Origin of the sequence: Bacillus sp. LBA3-1-1.1 (assembly GCF_040676495.1) — a bacterium.
Taxonomy (GTDB): Bacteria; Bacillota; Bacilli; order Bacillales; family Bacillaceae_G; genus Bacillus_A; species Bacillus_A nitratireducens.
Genome location: NZ_JBEGIB010000001.1, coordinates 505,378 through 522,782 on the forward strand (window position 1 = coordinate 505,378; position 17,405 = coordinate 522,782).

15 protein-coding genes are annotated in these 17,405 nt (G+C 37.3%); all 15 read left to right on the top strand.

Annotated features, from left to right (window positions below; translation table 11 throughout):
• The first annotated feature begins 75 nt into the window (after window positions 1-75).
• The gene (locus MRBLBA3_RS02805; protein WP_001104738.1) at window positions 76-2,799 is read left to right on the top strand and encodes a calcium-translocating P-type ATPase, SERCA-type; all 2,724 of its coding nucleotides are present in this window, start codon (window positions 76-78) and stop codon (window positions 2,797-2,799) included.
• A 99-nt stretch (window positions 2,800-2,898) separates the two neighbouring features.
• The gene (locus MRBLBA3_RS02810) at window positions 2,899-3,774 is read left to right on the top strand and encodes a YicC/YloC family endoribonuclease (protein ID WP_000564112.1); all 876 of its coding nucleotides are present in this window, start codon (window positions 2,899-2,901) and stop codon (window positions 3,772-3,774) included.
• A gap of 68 nt (window positions 3,775-3,842) precedes the next feature.
• On the top strand, window positions 3,843-4,106 hold the full coding sequence (gene remA, locus MRBLBA3_RS02815) for an extracellular matrix/biofilm regulator RemA (protein ID WP_001251456.1): 264 nt from the start codon (window positions 3,843-3,845) through the stop codon (window positions 4,104-4,106).
• A gap of 13 nt (window positions 4,107-4,119) precedes the next feature.
• The gene (gene gmk / locus MRBLBA3_RS02820; protein WP_033656620.1) at window positions 4,120-4,737 is read left to right on the top strand and encodes a guanylate kinase; all 618 of its coding nucleotides are present in this window, start codon (window positions 4,120-4,122) and stop codon (window positions 4,735-4,737) included.
• 2 nt (window positions 4,738-4,739) lie between these two features.
• The gene (rpoZ, locus tag MRBLBA3_RS02825) at window positions 4,740-4,952 is read left to right on the top strand and encodes a DNA-directed RNA polymerase subunit omega (RefSeq protein WP_000933968.1); all 213 of its coding nucleotides are present in this window, start codon (window positions 4,740-4,742) and stop codon (window positions 4,950-4,952) included.
• 196 nt (window positions 4,953-5,148) lie between these two features.
• Window positions 5,149-6,354: a bifunctional phosphopantothenoylcysteine decarboxylase/phosphopantothenate--cysteine ligase CoaBC gene (gene coaBC / locus MRBLBA3_RS02830; protein ID WP_000911741.1), complete on the top strand. Its 1,206-nt coding sequence runs from the start codon at window positions 5,149-5,151 to the stop codon at window positions 6,352-6,354.
• A complete protein-coding gene (priA, locus tag MRBLBA3_RS02835) occupies window positions 6,351-8,756 on the top strand; it encodes a primosomal protein N' (protein WP_363379692.1) in 2,406 nt (801 codons plus the stop codon). Before coaBC ends, priA begins: the two co-directional genes overlap by 4 nt.
• A gap of 11 nt (window positions 8,757-8,767) precedes the next feature.
• Entirely contained in the window at window positions 8,768-9,238 is a 471-nt protein-coding gene (gene def / locus MRBLBA3_RS02840) for a peptide deformylase (RefSeq protein ID WP_000279466.1), read from the top strand.
• Between the two features lie 23 nt (window positions 9,239-9,261).
• Window positions 9,262-10,206, top strand: a complete 945-nt coding sequence (fmt, locus tag MRBLBA3_RS02845; protein WP_000598796.1) for a methionyl-tRNA formyltransferase — start codon at window positions 9,262-9,264, stop codon at window positions 10,204-10,206.
• A complete protein-coding gene (gene rsmB / locus MRBLBA3_RS02850; RefSeq protein ID WP_098561574.1) occupies window positions 10,203-11,537 on the top strand; it encodes a 16S rRNA (cytosine(967)-C(5))-methyltransferase RsmB in 1,335 nt (444 codons plus the stop codon). The genes fmt and rsmB overlap by 4 nt, the downstream gene beginning before the upstream one ends.
• A gap of 4 nt (window positions 11,538-11,541) precedes the next feature.
• The gene (rlmN, locus tag MRBLBA3_RS02855) at window positions 11,542-12,630 is read left to right on the top strand and encodes a 23S rRNA (adenine(2503)-C(2))-methyltransferase RlmN (RefSeq protein ID WP_000450535.1); all 1,089 of its coding nucleotides are present in this window, start codon (window positions 11,542-11,544) and stop codon (window positions 12,628-12,630) included.
• A gap of 4 nt (window positions 12,631-12,634) precedes the next feature.
• Complete coding sequence (locus MRBLBA3_RS02860) at window positions 12,635-13,387, top strand: Stp1/IreP family PP2C-type Ser/Thr phosphatase (RefSeq protein WP_000648692.1); 753 nt, start codon at window positions 12,635-12,637, stop codon at window positions 13,385-13,387.
• 8 nt (window positions 13,388-13,395) lie between these two features.
• Window positions 13,396-15,372, top strand: coding sequence for a Stk1 family PASTA domain-containing Ser/Thr kinase (gene pknB, locus MRBLBA3_RS02865; RefSeq protein WP_000904771.1), 1,977 nt, complete (start codon window positions 13,396-13,398; stop codon window positions 15,370-15,372).
• A 420-nt stretch (window positions 15,373-15,792) separates the two neighbouring features.
• The gene (gene rsgA / locus MRBLBA3_RS02870) at window positions 15,793-16,674 is read left to right on the top strand and encodes a ribosome small subunit-dependent GTPase A (RefSeq protein ID WP_001113949.1); all 882 of its coding nucleotides are present in this window, start codon (window positions 15,793-15,795) and stop codon (window positions 16,672-16,674) included.
• Window positions 16,675-16,676: 2 nt separating this feature from the next.
• Window positions 16,677-17,321, top strand: a complete 645-nt coding sequence (gene rpe / locus MRBLBA3_RS02875) for a ribulose-phosphate 3-epimerase (RefSeq protein WP_000589964.1) — start codon at window positions 16,677-16,679, stop codon at window positions 17,319-17,321.
• The last annotated feature ends 84 nt before the right edge of the window (window positions 17,322-17,405 follow it).

Below are 17,405 nucleotides of genomic sequence, written 5' to 3' on the forward strand. Positions count from 1 at the left end.
ATTATAGCATTTTTTTGGACGAGGCTGAATAAGCTTTCATTAGAGTATGTCTGGAATCAGGAGGTCGATGGCAGGATGAATTGGTATGAAATGCGTGCACATGAAGTGGAGGAAAGGACGAATACGAATGTGGAGGTAGGTCTTACAGAGCAAGAAGCAGAGGGGCGATTAAGGAAATTTGGTACAAATGAATTGCAAGAAGCAAAGCGGCCTTCTGCACTTATGGTGTTTTTAGCGCAATTTAAAGATTTTATGGTACTTGTTTTATTTGGTGCAACAATTATTTCAGCTTTTTTAGGAGAATACATCGATTCAATTGCAATTGTTGCGATCGTTATTATCAATGGTATCCTCGGTTTCTTTCAAGAAAGGAAAGCTGAAAAATCGTTGGAAGCTTTAAAAGAGTTGGCAGCTCCTCAAGTTACGGTACTAAGAAATGGGAAGTGGATAAAGGCACCGTCTAAAGCGCTTGTCTTAGGTGATATTATTAAGTTTTCTAGTGGCGATCGTATTGGCGCGGATGTTCGTCTTGTGGAATCTTCAAGTTTATATATCGAAGAGTCTGCTCTTACAGGGGAATCAGTGCCGGTACAAAAGAAGGTAGAAGCATTACAAGGCCAAGATGTTTCAATTGGTGATCAAAAAAACATGGCATTTATGGGGACGATGATAACGAGAGGTGCTGGAACAGGGGTAGTCATAGCGACTGGAATGAATACAGCTATGGGCCAAATTGCAAATATGTTGCAAAATGCTGAGCAAATGGAAACACCATTACAAAGAAGGTTAGAACAGCTAGGGAAAATTTTAATTATTGTCGCTCTTATTTTGACAGCTCTTGTAGTATTAGCTGGTGTATATCAGGGGAATGAAGTGTATCACATGTTTTTGGCTGGGGTTTCGCTCGCAGTTGCGGCTATTCCGGAAGGATTACCAGCTATCGTTACAGTTGCGCTATCACTTGGTGTACAACGCATGATTAAAAAGAGAGCGATTGTGCGAAAGTTGCCAGCTGTAGAAACGTTAGGGTGTGCTTCTGTTATTTGCTCAGATAAAACAGGAACAATGACACAAAACAAAATGATGGTAACGCATATGTGGTCAAGCGGAGAATTGTGGAAAGTAACTGGTCAAGGCTATGAGCCAACGGGTTCGTTTATGAAAGGTGAAGAAGTAATTGACCCTACTAAGACGAAATCACTGTATCAACTACTCACATTTGGCTGTTTATGTAATAATGCGAATGTTATTCAAAAGAAAAAGACGTATGTGTTAGATGGAGATCCAACAGAGGGAGCTCTCGTAGCTGCTGCAATGAAGGCGGGAATATCACGTGAAGCTCTTAAAGGAAAGTTTGAAGTCATTCGTGAATTTCCTTTTGATTCAACTAGAAAAATGATGAGCGTTATCGTTCGTGATCGTGAAGGGAAAAAATTTGTTATTACAAAAGGAGCGCCAGATGTTCTATTGCAAATGAGCCAAACGATTTTATGGGGGAATAAACAGCAGCCTTTAAGTGAAATGTATCGAAAAGAAGTGCAGGCAGCGATTCATAGTTTAGGAAGTCAAGCTTTACGAACGATTGCGGTGGCATTTAAACCGTTAAAAGCTACAGATTCAATTGAGCATGAAAGAGAAGTAGAGCAGGATTTTATGCTTGTTGGAATACAAGGAATGATAGATCCGCCAAGACCAGAAGTGGCGCAAGCGGTGAGGGAGTGTAAGGAAGCTGGTATTAGAACGGTAATGATTACGGGAGATCATAAAGTGACAGCAATGGCAATTGCGGAACAGTTAGGGGTTTTACCACCGGGTGGACGCGTTGTTGAAGGTGTAGAACTTGCGAATATGGATGTAGAGGCATTAGAAGATATTGTAGAAGATACGTATGTATTCGCTCGAGTGTCTCCTGAGCATAAATTGAAAATCGTTAAGGCGCTGCAAAATAAGGGGCATATAGTAGCTATGACGGGTGATGGAGTGAACGATGCTCCAGCTATTAAAACAGCTGATATAGGGATTGCGATGGGAATTACAGGGACAGATGTTGCAAAAGAAGCTTCTTCACTTGTTTTGTTAGATGATAACTTCGCTACGATTAAATCGGCAATTAAAGAAGGTAGAAACATATATGAAAATATTCGGAAGTTTATTCGGTATTTGCTAGCATCTAACGTTGGTGAAATTTTAGTTATGTTATTTGCGATGTTACTTGCACTGCCATTGCCGATGGTTCCAATTCAAATTTTATGGGTGAACTTAGTTACTGACGGTTTACCAGCGATGGCATTAGGTTTGGATAAGGCTGAAGGAGATGTCATGAAGAGAACACCACGCCATCCGAAAGAAGGGGTGTTCGCTAGAGGGCTTGCGTGGAAAATTATAAGTCGTGGTTTTCTAATCGGAGCAGTGACATTAGTAGCGTTTATTATTGCATTTAACCAGCATCCAAATGAATTAAAGTATGCACAAACGGTAGCCTTCGCAACATTAGTACTTGCTCAGCTTATTCATGTATTTGATTGTCGTAGTGAACATTCTATATTTCATCGTAACCCGTTTGGAAATGTATATTTAGTAGGGGCGGTTATTATTTCTTTACTGTTAATGCTTGTAGTTATATATTATCCACCATTACAGCCGATTTTTAGCACAATGCCGATACAAGCACGAGATTGGTTGTTAATTGGAGGATTATCATCTATTCCGACTTTCTTATTAGTAGGATCTTTATTAACAAGAAAAAAGGATAAAAAGAAAAAGCCACTGTTATATAAGAAGGGATTAAACTTGAAATAGTCAATGATATGAAAATATGATATAATTTACAGAAGGTAGTAGAGCCTTGTCTCTATTACCTTTTTCATTGAGTTATTTCATGGCTTGGATGTGATAAAGATGATTTGTAGTATGACAGGATTTGGAAGGTCGAAAGTAGAAAATGATACTTTTCAAATAACAGTAGAAATGAAGTCGGTGAACCATCGCTTTTTAGAAATGAGTATTCGACTTCCGAAGCAAATGATGGTGTTTGAAGACAAAATTCGTAAAATAATTGCAGAACAAGTTCGCCGTGGACGTATTGAAGTGTCTATTAGTATAACAGGTGAAGGGCTTGTTGAAAGAAAATTAAGTGTGAATTGGGAGCTTCTCAAGCAGTACCAATCCATTATGGAAGATATAAAAGGGAAATTTCAATTACAAGATTCTATTACAATCGGGCAACTAATGGGAATGCCAGAAGTAACGGCAATTGAAGAAATAGAAAATGTAAATGAACAATTTGAAAACAGTTTATATGAGGCTGTTCGCCAAGCTGCTCATATGTTAAAAATGATGAGAGATGGCGAAGGAGAACGATTACATAAAGATATAGCGTATCGTTTGCAAGAGATTCACAATTGTGTAAATGCAATTATTCCACATGCGCCAATTGTTACACAAAAATATCGTGAACGATTAGAAAATCGCTTAAAAGAATTACATAATCAAGATTTAGATGAACAAAGATTGCTAACAGAAGTCGCAATGTTTGCAGAGCGTTGTGATATTCACGAGGAGTTAGTTCGTTTACAAAGTCATTTAGATCAATTTCGTGAAACACTGCAGATTGAAGAGCCTGTTGGAAGGAAAATGGACTTCATCGTGCAAGAGATGCATAGAGAAATTAATACGATTGGTTCTAAGGCAAATGACTTAACAATATCAAAATATGTTGTAGAAATGAAAAATAACCTTGAAAAAATTCGTGAACAAGTACAAAATATTGAGTAGCTTTCAAAAAAATATATAAAGTTATACGTGGTGGAGAAATCGGATAGACTTACTAGGAGGCGCAAACTATGGCCATGCGGTTTTTAAATATTGGATACGGAAATATTGTATCTGCTCATCGAATTATTGCTATTGTAAGTCCGGAGTCAGCTCCTATTAAACGAACAGTACAGGAAGCACGTGAACATAATGCTTTGCTTGATGCTACGTATGGGAGAAAAACAAGGGCGGTTATTGTGATGGATGATGGGCATGTTGTATTAAGTCCAATTCAGCCAGAGACGATTGCACATCGTTTGAATAATAAAGAAGATTTAAGTGAGGAAGGGTAGGTTTTACATATTTATGAGAAGTAGAAGAGGATTGCTCATCGTGCTTTCAGGACCTTCTGGGGTTGGAAAAGGAACGGTTCGCAAAGAGCTATTTAGCCAGGAGGATACACGTTTTCAGTACTCTATTTCAGTAACGACGCGTAAACCGCGTGAAGGTGAAGTAGATGGTGTGGATTATTTCTTTAAAGAGAGAGAAGAATTTGAAGAAATGATTCGTAATGAAAAATTACTTGAGTGGGCTGAGTTCGTAGGTAATTATTACGGAACACCGATTGATTATGTTGAAAAAACATTACAAGAAGGAAAAGACGTGTTTCTAGAAATTGAAGTACAAGGAGCAATTCAAGTTAAGAAAGCCTTCCCTGAAGGTGTATTTATTTTCTTAGCACCTCCAAGTTTATCTGAACTAAAGAACCGAATTGTCGGTCGTGGTACAGAAACTGAAGATGTTATTGAAAATCGTTTAACTGTAGCGAAAGAAGAAATCGAAATGATGGACGCTTATGACTATGTTGTAGAAAACGATCAAGTTGAATTAGCTTGCGACAGAATTAAAGCAATTGTGGTTGGCGAACATTGCCGCCGCGAAAGAGTAGCAAAATATTATAAAGAAATGACGGAGGGTCTATAATTATGTTAAATCCATCAATTGATTCATTATTAACAAAAATCGATTCTAAATATACGCTTGTAACAGTAGCTGCAAAGCGTGCGCGTGAAATGCAACTTGCGAACAATTGTGTTATTGAGCAACCTGTTTCTCATAAATGTGTAGGTAAATCATTAGAAGAAATCGATGCAGAAGTATTAAAATATGTACCAAGCGAAGACAAAATCATCGATTAAGACATTCTTTTCGACAAATTAAAACATAGACTTTATAATTTTCTATGTAACGGTAACAACCTATTTACAAGTAGGTTGTTATTTTTTTACGATAGGAAAGAAATAATCGTAAAAAGGTGGAACAACATATTGGTACTGACGAGCTGAAAATTCTATTTCAGTAGAATAAGTTTGAAAAAGAAAGAGGACGAGTCATATGCTAAAAGGGAAAAAGATACTTCTATGTGTAACAGGAGGCATTGCAGTTTTTAAGGCAGCTGCGTTAACGAGTAAATTGACACAGGCGGGTGCTACTGTAAAAGTAATGATGAGTGAATCGGCAATGAAGTTTGTTACACCTCTTACATTTCAAGCGCTTTCTCGCCACGATGTATATACGGATACGTTTGATGAAAAAGACTCAGCGGTTATCGCTCACATTGATTTAGCGGATTGGGCAGATGTTGTACTTGTGGCACCTGCTACAGCGAATTGCATTGGGAAGTTAGCGAATGGTATTGCGGATGATATGATAACGACTACGTTGTTGGCTACTACAGCTCCAGTTTGGATTGCGCCTGCTATGAATGTGCATATGTATGAAAATAAAATTGTTCAAAAAAATATGATGACGTTAAAAGCGTTAGGATATACATTTATTGAGCCTGGCGAAGGCTTTTTAGCATGTGGTTATGTAGCTAAGGGAAGACTGGAAGAACCTGAGGTGATTATTGGAAGATTAGAAGAGGTTTTCTCAGAACAAAAACCATTGCAAGGAAAGCGAATATTAATAACGGCTGGCCCGACACGTGAAAAGATTGACCCAGTCCGTTTTATGACGAATTTTTCTTCTGGAAAGATGGGGTATGCAATTGCAGAAGTTGCAGCAAGCTTAGGTGCTGATGTCATACTTGTGTCAGGACCGACAGCATTAAATCCGCCATTACATGTAACAACAATACAAGTAGAATCTGCACAAAATATGTTAGAGGCAGTTCTTCAACATTATCAGAATGTAGATGTTGTTATCAAGACAGCGGCAGTTGCAGATTATCGCCCAAAATATGTTCACGATAATAAAATGAAAAAGCAAAATGGCGATGCTGTTATTGAATTGGAAAGAACAGTAGATATTTTAAGAACATTAGGTGAGAAAAAAGAGCGACAGTTACTTATCGGATTTGCAGCTGAAACGACGAATATAGAGGAATATGCGACGAGAAAATTACGTGAGAAAAATGCAAATATGATTGTTGCGAACGATGTGAAAGCGCAAGGAGCTGGCTTTGGTACAGATACGAATATTGTAACAATGTATAGAAAAGATGGAGAGATTATTGAGTTACCACTTTTAACGAAGAAAGAAGTGGCTCGTGAAATATTAAAGCAAATCGAAATGATGTTAGAAGATGATTGTGTATGAAGTTTGCAAGTGTAATTGTTGATGTACCAGCACGTCAAACAGATCGGCCGTTTGATTATATCATCCCTAAAAAATGGGAAGATATCGTGCAAACAGGAATGCGTGTAGTAGTTCCATTCGGTCCAAGAAAATTGCAAGGTTTTATTATTGGCATAAAAGACTCGGCTGAGGTAGAAAGTAAAAAATTAAAGGCACTCCATGAAATATTAGATGTTACTCCGGTTTTAAATGAGGAATTATTAAGGCTTGGATATTGGCTTACAAGTGAAACGTTATGTTATATGATTTCAGCTTTTCAAGTGATGCTTCCGACAGCGATAAAAGCGACGTATAAAAAACGGATACAACTTCGTAAACAAGAAGAAGTAGCACCTGAACTACTGTTTTTATTTCAAGACAAAGAGGCGATAGATTGGGAAGTGATTGAGACGGAACCACATCTATACCGCACTATTCAACAAGAAATTAAAAATGGCACGATTGAAGTTGTTTATCAGGTAAAGGATAAAGTGCAAAAGAAAAAACAAAGAGTAGTACAGCCGGAGTTGCCAGAAGATAAATTAGAATTAGCGGCATTTGAACTGAAAAGTAAAAAACAACAAGATGTACTCTATTATTTTGTGGAAAATTATAAAAGTGTACCGTTGAAAGTGATAACAGAAGAGTTGCAAATAACAGATGCTCCAATAAAAGCACTTGTTAAAAAGGGGCTAATCTCAGAAAAGTATGTGGAAGTATATCGGAATCCATATGACGATGATGATTTTGAACAAACGAAACCATTTCCGCTTACTGAAGAGCAAAAGCAAGTTATTACACCGATCTTATCATCAATTGCAAATGAAACTTATAATCCATTTTTACTATATGGTGTTACAGGAAGTGGGAAGACAGAAGTATATTTACAATCTATAGCAGCGGTGTTGAAAAAGGGAAAAGAAGCTATTGTACTTGTTCCGGAAATCGCGTTAACGCCTCAGATGGTAGATCGTTTCAAAGGTAGGTTTGGTTCGCAAGTTGCGGTTCTTCATAGTGCGCTTTCAGTTGGTGAAAAATATGATGAATGGCGAAAGATTTTAAGAAAAGAAGTGAAAGTTGTAGTTGGTGCACGCTCAGCTATTTTTGCTCCTTTTGAAAATTTAGGAATTATCATTATAGATGAAGAGCATGAATCGAGTTATAAGCAAGAAGATAATCCGAGATATCATGCAAGAGATGTAGCGGTGTGGAGAGGGCAATATCATAAGTGCCCAATCGTTCTTGGAAGTGCAACCCCAACACTTGAATCATTTGCTAGAGCAAAAAAGGGTGTCTATGAGCTGCTGACGATGGAGAAACGTATGAATGAACAAGCTTTGCCGACCGTAGAAATTGTGGATATGCGTGAAGAACTTCGTGATGGAAATCGCTCAATGTTTTCAAAGGCACTACATGAGAAAATAGCAGATCGATTAGAAAAGAAAGAACAGATGGTTCTCTTTTTAAATAGAAGGGGGCATTCTACGTTTGTGATGTGCCGTGATTGTGGATATGTCGTACAATGTCCGCATTGTGATATTTCGTTGACATACCACAAAATGAATCATCGTTTAAAATGTCATTATTGTAGCCATGAGGAAAATATGCCAACAGAGTGTCCGGCTTGTAATAGTACATATATTCGTTTCTTTGGTACTGGTACACAAAAGGTAGAAGAAGAAATCACAAAACTATTTCCACAGGCGCGAGTCATTCGAATGGACGTAGATACAACAAGCCGTAAAGGAATGCATGAAAAATTATTAAAGGCATTTGGAGAAGAGAAAGCAGATATATTACTGGGAACACAAATGATTGCAAAAGGACTTGATTTTCCGAAAGTGACGCTTGTAGGTGTATTAACGGCAGATACGATGCTTCACTTACCTGATTTTCGAGCGAGTGAAAAGACCTATCAGCTATTGACGCAAGTGAGTGGACGTGCTGGAAGGCATGAATTGCCAGGGGAAGTTGTAATTCAAACGTATACACCGGAACATTACAGTGTAGAATTAGCAAAGAATCAGCAATATGATGTTTTTTTTGAACATGAAATGCAAATGAGACGAACAAGACAATATCCGCCGTATTATTACGTTGTGCTTGTAACCGTATCTCATCCAGAATTATTAAAGGCAGTCCAAGTGACGGAAAAAATTGTCGGTCATTTACGAACGCATTGCTCACAGCAAACAATGGTGTTAGGCCCAGTTGCTTCAGCGATTCCAAGGATAAAAGATAGATATCGTTACCAATGCATGATAAAATACAAACGGGAACCAAACTTAAAGAACGTGCTCAAAATGGTAAATGAACATTATCAAGCAGAAATGCAAAAAGAGCTACAAATCTCAATTGATTTTAATCCAACAATGTTAATGTAGCGGAGGGAAATATGGCAGTTTTAGAAATTGTAAAGCATCCAAATGAAGTATTAGAAACACCATGCGAAAGAGTAATTAACTTTGATAAAAAGTTAGTGAAATTGTTAAAAGATATGCATGAAACAATGTTAATTGCAGACGGCGTTGGTTTAGCTGCGCCACAAGTAGGTGTGAGCTTACAAGTTGCTGTTGTTGATATCGATGATGATACGGGTAAAATAGAATTAATAAATCCGGTTATTTTAGAAAAACGTGGTGAACAAGTAGGTCCCGAAGGCTGCTTAAGCTTTCCGGGACTTTATGGTGAAGTGGAGCGTGCAGATTACATTAAAGTGCGTGCGCAAAATCGTCGTGGGAAAATATTCTTATTAGAAGCAAAAGACTTCTTAGCGCGTGCGATTCAACATGAAATCGATCATTTACATGGTGTTTTATTTACATCTAAAGTGACGAGATATTATGAAGAAAACGAATTAGAATAGGTGTTAAAAGGAGCGGTTTTTGAATGATAAAAGTAGTATTTATGGGAACACCGGACTTTTCTGTACCGGTGCTTCGTCGTCTTATCGAGGATGGATATGACGTAGTGGGTGTTGTAACACAACCTGATCGTCCAGTGGGTAGAAAAAAGGTTTTAACGCCTACTCCAGTTAAAGTTGAAGCGGAGAAACATGGCATTCCGGTGCTACAGCCACTGAAAATTCGTGAAAAAGACGAATATGAAAAAGTATTAGCACTAGAGGCGGATTTAATTGTAACAGCTGCGTTCGGTCAGATTGTACCAAACGAAATTCTAGAAGCACCAAAGTACGGATGTATTAATGTCCATGCATCATTACTTCCAGAGCTTCGCGGTGGTGCACCGATTCATTATGCGATCATGGAAGGGAAAGAGAAAACAGGCATTACAATTATGTATATGGTAGAAAAATTAGATGCTGGTGATATCTTAACGCAAGTAGAAGTGGAAATTGACGAGCGTGAAACGACGGGCTCGTTATTTGATAAGTTAAGTGAAGCCGGTGCACATCTTCTATCTAAAACAGTACCTTTATTAATTCAAGGTAAGCTAGAACCAATTAAACAAAATGAAGATGAAGTAACGTTTGCATATAATATAAAACGTGAGCAAGAGAAAATTGATTGGACAAAAACAGGTGAAGAAGTATACAATCACATTCGCGGATTGAATCCATGGCCAGTTGCTTATACAACTTTAGCAGGACAAGTTGTAAAAGTATGGTGGGGAGAGAAAGTTTCTATGGCAGAGAAAGCTGAACCAGGTACAATAGTAGCTTATGAAGAAGATGGATTTGTTGTTGCAACAGGTAATGAGACAGGTGTTAAAATTACTGAATTACAACCGTCTGGTAAAAAGCGCATGAGTTGTTCACAGTTTTTACGTGGAACAAAACCTGAAATTGGTACGAAGTTAGGAGAAAATGCATGAGACAAAATGTTCGTGAGTTAGCTCTTGATGGTTTAATTCAAGTAGAAAAAAGTGGCGCATATAGCAACTTACTTTTAAATAACCTGATTGAAAAAAGTGCAATTGATAGAAAAGATATAGGCTTATTAACTGAAATTGTATATGGAACAATTCAACGTCGTGACACATTGGACTACTATTTACAACCATTTTTAAGAAAGAAGGTTGAGGCTTGGGTAAGAGTGTTGCTTCGCCTATCTTTATATCAAATGTTATATTTAGACCGAGTTCCAGAAAGAGCGGCTATTCATGAAGCTGTTGAGATTGCGAAACGTCGTGGGCATAAAGGGATTTCAGGCATGGTGAACGGAGTGTTACGTTCAATTCAGCGAGAAGGTGTACCATCGTTAGAAGAAATCAAGGATCCGGTAGAACGTCTTGCGATTACAACGAGTCATCCAGCTTGGCTTGTACAAGACTGGGTATCTGAATACGGTTTAGAGACAGCAGGGAAAATGTGTGAAGTAAATATGTTACCACCTGTACCGACAGCACGTGTGAATGTTGATAAGGTTACGGTGGAAGAAGCGATTGGGCTATTAGCAAACGAGGGTATAGAAGCGAAACGTGGCGATTTGTCAGATGATGCAATTCAAATTGAAAGAGGGAATGTAGCGCATACAGAAGCGTTTAAAAAAGGATTTCTCTCTATTCAAGATGAAAGCTCTATGCTGGTGGCACGTGCTTTAGAACCAAATGAGGGCGATGAAGTCCTTGATAGTTGTGCTGCCCCAGGCGGGAAAACAACGCATATTGCAGAGCGATTAAAGGGAACTGGTAAGGTAATGTCCCTTGATTTACATGCACATAAAGTGCGTTTAATTAGACAACAAGCAGATCGACTTGGTCTAGAAAATGTAGAAACAAAGGCATTAGATGCTAGAAAAGTTCAAGAGCATTTTGAAAATGAAACCTTTGATAAAATATTAGTAGATGCGCCATGTTCAGGATTCGGTGTTATAAGACGTAAACCTGATATTAAGTTAGGGAAAGATAAGGGCGATAGTGAACGATTATCAACGATTCAATTTGCGATATTAGAAAAAATAGCACCATTATTAAAACAAGGTGGTCGCCTTGTTTATAGTACATGTACAATTGAAAAAATAGAAAATGAACAAGTAATAGAACGGTTTTTACAAGAGCATCGTGAATTTGAGTGGGATACTACGATAAAAGAACGTATGCCAGAAAAATTAAGTCCGTACATTGATGAAGGTCAAGTACAAATTTTACCGCATTATTTTGCGACAGATGGCTTTTATATTGCTTGTTTAAGAAAGAAGGTGTAGCATCATGGAAACAACTGTAAAAAAACAAAAGAAAAATCTAGAAACAAAGAAACCATCAATTTACTCTTTACAACTTCATGAAATGCAAGATTGGTTAAAGGAACAAGGGGAACCTAAATTCCGTGCAGGGCAAATTTTTGATTGGTTATATAAAAAACGTGTAAAAAATTATGAGGATATGTCAAACCTTTCTAAAGGATTGCGCGATAAATTGTCGAATTCCTTTGATATTACTACTTTAAATACATTAGTAAAACAAACGTCTTCGGATGGAACAATTAAATTCTTATTCCAGTTATACGATGGATACTCTATTGAAACGGTATTAATGCGACATGAATATGGAAATTCGATTTGTGTAACAACACAGGTTGGTTGCCGAATTGGCTGTACGTTCTGTGCTTCTACACTTGGTGGGCTAAAACGAAACCTAGAAGCTGGAGAAATTGTAGCGCAAGTAGTGGAAGTTCAGCGTGCGCTTGATGAAACAGAAGAGCGTGTAAGTTCTCTTGTTGTTATGGGAATTGGAGAGCCGTTTGATAATTACGACAACTTAATGTCATTCTTACGCATTGTAAATCATGAAAAAGGAATTCATATTGGTGCAAGGCATATGACAGTTTCAACAAGTGGAATTGTTCCAAAAATTTATAAGTTCGCTGAAGAAGATATGCAAATCAATTTTGCGATTTCATTGCATTCTGCAAATACAGAGTTACGTTCAAAATTAATGCCGATTAACCGTGCTTATAAGCTACCAGATTTAATGGAAGCTGTTAAATACTATGTAAATAGAACAGGGCGTCGTATTACGTTTGAATATGGCTTATTTGGAGGAGAAAATGACCAAGTTGAGCAAGCTGAAGAACTTGCTGCGCTCTTAAAAGGTGTAAAATGTCATGTAAACTTAATTCCGGTAAACTACGTGCCAGAACGTGATTATGTACGTACGCCACGAGAGCAAATTTTCTTATTTGAAAAGACGCTAAAAGATCGTGGAGTGAATGTAACAATTCGCCGTGAACAAGGTCATGATATTGATGCAGCCTGCGGTCAGTTGCGTGCAAAGGAGCGCAAAGAAGAGACGAGGTGACGAGATGAAAGCCGTGTTTCTATCGGATAAAGGGAAAGTTCGTCAACATAATGAAGATAGTGCAGGAGTTTTTCACAATTTAGATGGAAATATTTTAGCGGTAGTAGCAGATGGAATGGGAGGTCATCGAGCTGGCGATGTAGCTAGCTCGATGGCTATTCAATTATTCCATGATTATTGGAAGCAAACGCATAATATGAATGAGCCTAAAAAGGTAGAAAAGTGGTTACATACTAACGTTGGAATTATTAATGAGCGTATATATGCTTACTCTAAGCAGCATGTTGAATGTAATGGCATGGGAACAACGGTTATCGTAGCGATTTGTACACCTAGTTTTGTAACAATCGGTCATATAGGAGATAGTCGTTGTTATATGGTATCAGAGGGAGAAATATCGCTTATAACGGAAGATCACTCACTTGTAAATGAACTTGTTAGGCACGGTGAAATTTCAAAAGAAGATGCAGAATATCATCCGAAAAAGAATGTTCTATTAAGAGCGTTAGGAACAGAAGAAACAGTCGGATTAGATGTTAAAACATTAGTTCTCGAAGAAGATGATCAATTGCTTCTTTGCTCTGATGGATTGTCTAACAAAGTCCCTATGGCTGATATGCAACAAATTTTACAATTGAATGAACAGCTCGAGGCGAAGGGAGAGCATTTCATTCAATTAGCAAATGATCGTGGTGGAGAAGATAATATCACTCTCGTTATTATTGATTATGCGGATTCGGCAAACGAAAGTAGGTGAAGTGCAACGTGCTGATTGGAAAACGCTTAAATGACCGTTATAAGCTGCTGAAAATGATTGGCGGTGGAGGAATGGCCAATGTATATTTAGCTCATGATGAAATACTTGGCCGAGATGTAGCGGTAAAAATATTAAGACTCGACTATTCGAATAACGAAGAGTTTATTAAACGTTTCCATCGAGAAGCGCAATCTGTTACAACGTTGTCGCATCCAAATATTGTGAATATGTATGATGTTGGGGAAGAGGATGGTATATATTATCTTGTAATGGAATATGTACCTGGACGAACATTGAAGCAATACATAATTGATCGAGGGATGTTACCGATAGGAGAAGCTCTTGATATAATGGAGCAGTTAACGTCCGCCATGGCACACGCCCATCACTTTGAGATTGTGCATCGTGATATAAAACCGCACAATATTTTGATTCGAGATGATGGAGTGATAAAAGTCACAGACTTTGGAATTGCGACAGCTACAAGTGCAACAACAATTACACATACAAATTCGGTGCTCGGTTCTGTACATTATTTATCACCGGAACAAGCACGTGGTGGTATAGCGAATAAACAATCAGATATTTATTCACTTGGGATTGTTATGTTTGAATTGTTAACAGGAAGACAACCGTTTTCGGGTGAATCTGCTGTTGCAATAGCTTTAAAACATCTACAAAATGAAATACCATCTCCAAAAAGATGGAATGAAAATATTCCACAAAGTGTTGAAAATATTATATTAAAGGCAACTGCGAAAGATCCATTCCATCGATATCAATCTGCTAACGCGATGAAACGGGATATTGAAACAGCGCTATATCCAGAAAGAATAAATGAACAACCATTTTACATACCAGAAGATATGGAAGCAACGAAAGCGATTCCAATCATTCAACAAGAACAATTATTCCAAAATGTGAGTGATGAAACAATTGTGCTAAAAGGAAGTAAAGTGGATGAACAAGCAAGAAAAGAAGATACCGAATCAGCTAAGAAGAAAAAGCGCAGTAACAAATGGCTGAAGGTTTTAATTACAACATTTTTACTTTTAGCGATAGGGATAACATTAGCGCTTACTGTTATTCCAGGCTTCTTTATTCCGAAAGATGTGAAGGTTCCTGATGTGGCTGGTATGAAGTATACGACAGCTGTAAATACATTAGTTGAAAAAGGCTTTGAAGTTACAGAACCTAACATTGTATATACAGATAATGTTGAAGTGGGAAAAGTGATAAAAACAGATCCAATAGCCGGAAGAGTAGTGAAAGAAAGCTCTAAAATTACTATCTATCAATCAGGTGGAAAAAAGAAAAGTAAAATGAGTGACTTCACAGGAAAAGATTTCGAGAGTATAAGAGCTGAGTTAGAAGAAAAATATAAACAGGTTACCATTAATTTTATTGAAAATGATAAGCCGAAAGGTGAAATCGTAGAGCAAATACCAACGCCTGATCAAATGGTTATAGAGGCAGAACAAGAACTGAAGATTTGGGTAAGTAAAGGACCTTATCAAATTAGGCCAGGTGATTTTTCAGGATGGACTGAAAATAGTGTAAAAGGTTACTTAAATGAAAGAAAGCTTGTTTCTGATATAAAAAGGGAGTATTCAGATACTGTTGAAAAGGGACTTGTTATTTCTCAATCTCCAAAACCTGGGACACCTTTAAAAGAAGGAGATAAAGTAACGATTGTTATCTCTGATGGTCCGAAGCCCAAAGTGACGAAAACAGTAAAAGTGGATAATATTTCCATCCCATATGAAGCTTCTGCAACAGGTGAGAAAAAACCGCAAACAATAGAAATTTATAAAGAAGATATGCAGCAAAAAATGGATAGACCAGTTGAAACGAGAACGATTACTGAGTCAGCGACTATTTCTTTAGAATTTGTAATTCAAGAAGGTTCAAAGGGACATTATAAAATTGTTCGAGATGGAGTAACGATTATAGAAAAAGAAGTACCATATCCAGCTCAACAATAATGGATTCCATTCTTGTTTTATAGAGGATGGAATTTGTCCTGCTATCTGTTGGTAGTAAGACTCCCGCCTCAAAATTCGGCTGTAAAACAAAGAAGGTAGGCAGGAATTGATTGCCCGTAAAAGCCCGATTGGTGAGGGTTTTTACTAATCAGAGTGGATCGATAAAACCCCAATGATTAAAGTTTCACTTTATTACTCTTGCCTGTTATCTGTCTATATAATGGATGGTATAGCAGGCAAAAATATATGATTCAAAAGCTATAAAGGTGATACTATTGTGAATAATATTTTGAATGTGATGGTAGTTTAAATATATTACCTGGGTATATATTTAGTTAGTTTTTAAATAATTGTTTAAAGAACTCTAGTCAATTCATTATTAATTAAAGTTTCACTTTATACAAAATAAAGGAGAATTATATGCCAGAAGGAAAAATTGTAAAAGCTCTAAGTGGGTTTTATTATGTGCAGAATGAAGAAGGAATTACACAATGTCGCGGGCGTGGTGTATTTAGAAAGAATAAAATTACACCACTTGTAGGAGACCACGTCGTTTTTCAAGCAGATAATCCGAGTGAAGGATACGTGTTAGAAGTATTTGATCGAAAAAACGAACTTGTTAGACCTCCTATTGCTAATGTTGATCAAGCGATTCTCGTTTTCTCTGCAGTAGAACCAGATTTTAATCCCGGACTGTTAGATCGATTTTTAGTACAGATTGAATATCATAATATTAAGCCGATTATTTGTATTAGTAAGATGGATTTAGTGGATGAAAAAATGAAGGAAACTGTTGAAGCTTTTGCAAATGATTATCGTGAAATAGGTTATGATGTATTATTTACTTCTATAAATACATCGGAAAGTATCGATATTTTGAAACCATTCTTAGAAGGCTGTGTTTCTGTCGTTGCAGGACAATCTGGTGTTGGAAAATCTTCAATGTTAAACGTTTTACGTCCAGATTTAGAATTGAAAACAAATGATATTTCTTCACATTTAGGGCGCGGGAAACATACGACAAGACACGTGGAATTAATTACAGTGGGGAGCGGGCTTGTTGCGGATACACCTGGTTTTAGTTCGCTTGATTTCATAGATATAGAGGTAGAAGATCTTACATATTGTTTTCCAGAGTTGAAAGAAGCGAGCCAATACTGTAAATTTAGAGGGTGTACACATCTTTCTGAGCCGAAATGTGCGGTGAAAGCTGCGGTTGAAGAAGGAAAGATAACTGAATATCGTTATAAGAATTACAAACAATTCGTAGAAGAAATTAGAGAGAGAAAGCCGAGGTATTAGTCATGATTAAAATTGCACCATCGATTTTATCAGCAGATTTTTCAAAATTAGGGGAAGAAATTAAAGATGTAGAAAAAGGTGGAGCTGATTACATTCACGTTGATGTAATGGATGGACATTTCGTACCAAATATTACGATTGGGCCATTAATTGTAGAAGCTATCCGTCCGATTACATCATTACCATTAGATGTACATTTAATGATTGAAAATCCTGATAACTATATCCCGACTTTCGCAAAAGCGGGAGCAGATATTATTACTGTTCATGTAGAGGCTTGTCCTCATCTACATCGTACAATTCAGTTAATTAAATCTCATGGCATTAAAGCAGGGGTTGTATTAAATCCGCATACGCCAGTATCGGTAATTGAACATGTATTAGAAGATATAGATATGGTATTACTAATGACAGTAAATCCTGGATTTGGTGGACAGAAGTTTATTCATTCTGTATTACCGAAGATTAAAGAAGTTGCAGAAATGGTTAAAGAGCGAAATCTAGAAGTAGAAATTGAAGTTGATGGTGGTGTAAACGCTGAAACGGCAAGACTTTGTGTTGAAGCAGGAGCGAATGTTCTTGTAGCAGGATCAGCAGTATACAATCAAAAAGACCGCGGTGAAGCAATTCGTATAATTCGTGGATAAAGAATGAATGGCCTTTATTCTAGTGAAGCATCTAGTTAATTAAGACTTCACTATTTTATACAGGATAGAGCGAAAAATAAGGAG

What these genes read in the sequence shown, in the direction of transcription:
- remA (WP_001251456.1), top strand. Translation starts at nt 3,843, where the DNA reads ATGGCCATGCGGTTTTTAAATATTGGATACGGAAATATTGTATCTGCT.
- rsgA (WP_001113949.1), top strand. Translation starts at nt 15,793, where the DNA reads ATGCCAGAAGGAAAAATTGTAAAAGCTCTAAGTGGGTTTTATTATGTG.
- MRBLBA3_RS02810 (WP_000564112.1), top strand. Translation starts at nt 2,899, where the DNA reads ATGATTTGTAGTATGACAGGATTTGGAAGGTCGAAAGTAGAAAATGAT.
- rpoZ (WP_000933968.1), top strand. Translation starts at nt 4,740, where the DNA reads ATGTTAAATCCATCAATTGATTCATTATTAACAAAAATCGATTCTAAA.
- MRBLBA3_RS02805 (WP_001104738.1), top strand. Translation starts at nt 76, where the DNA reads ATGAATTGGTATGAAATGCGTGCACATGAAGTGGAGGAAAGGACGAAT.
- def (WP_000279466.1), top strand. Translation starts at nt 8,768, where the DNA reads ATGGCAGTTTTAGAAATTGTAAAGCATCCAAATGAAGTATTAGAAACA.
- rpe (WP_000589964.1), top strand. Translation starts at nt 16,677, where the DNA reads ATGATTAAAATTGCACCATCGATTTTATCAGCAGATTTTTCAAAATTA.
- rsmB (WP_098561574.1), top strand. Translation starts at nt 10,203, where the DNA reads ATGAGACAAAATGTTCGTGAGTTAGCTCTTGATGGTTTAATTCAAGTA.
- rlmN (WP_000450535.1), top strand. Translation starts at nt 11,542, where the DNA reads ATGGAAACAACTGTAAAAAAACAAAAGAAAAATCTAGAAACAAAGAAA.
- priA (WP_363379692.1), top strand. Translation starts at nt 6,351, where the DNA reads ATGAAGTTTGCAAGTGTAATTGTTGATGTACCAGCACGTCAAACAGAT.
- fmt (WP_000598796.1), top strand. Translation starts at nt 9,262, where the DNA reads ATGATAAAAGTAGTATTTATGGGAACACCGGACTTTTCTGTACCGGTG.
- MRBLBA3_RS02860 (WP_000648692.1), top strand. Translation starts at nt 12,635, where the DNA reads ATGAAAGCCGTGTTTCTATCGGATAAAGGGAAAGTTCGTCAACATAAT.
- coaBC (WP_000911741.1), top strand. Translation starts at nt 5,149, where the DNA reads ATGCTAAAAGGGAAAAAGATACTTCTATGTGTAACAGGAGGCATTGCA.
- gmk (WP_033656620.1), top strand. Translation starts at nt 4,120, where the DNA reads ATGAGAAGTAGAAGAGGATTGCTCATCGTGCTTTCAGGACCTTCTGGG.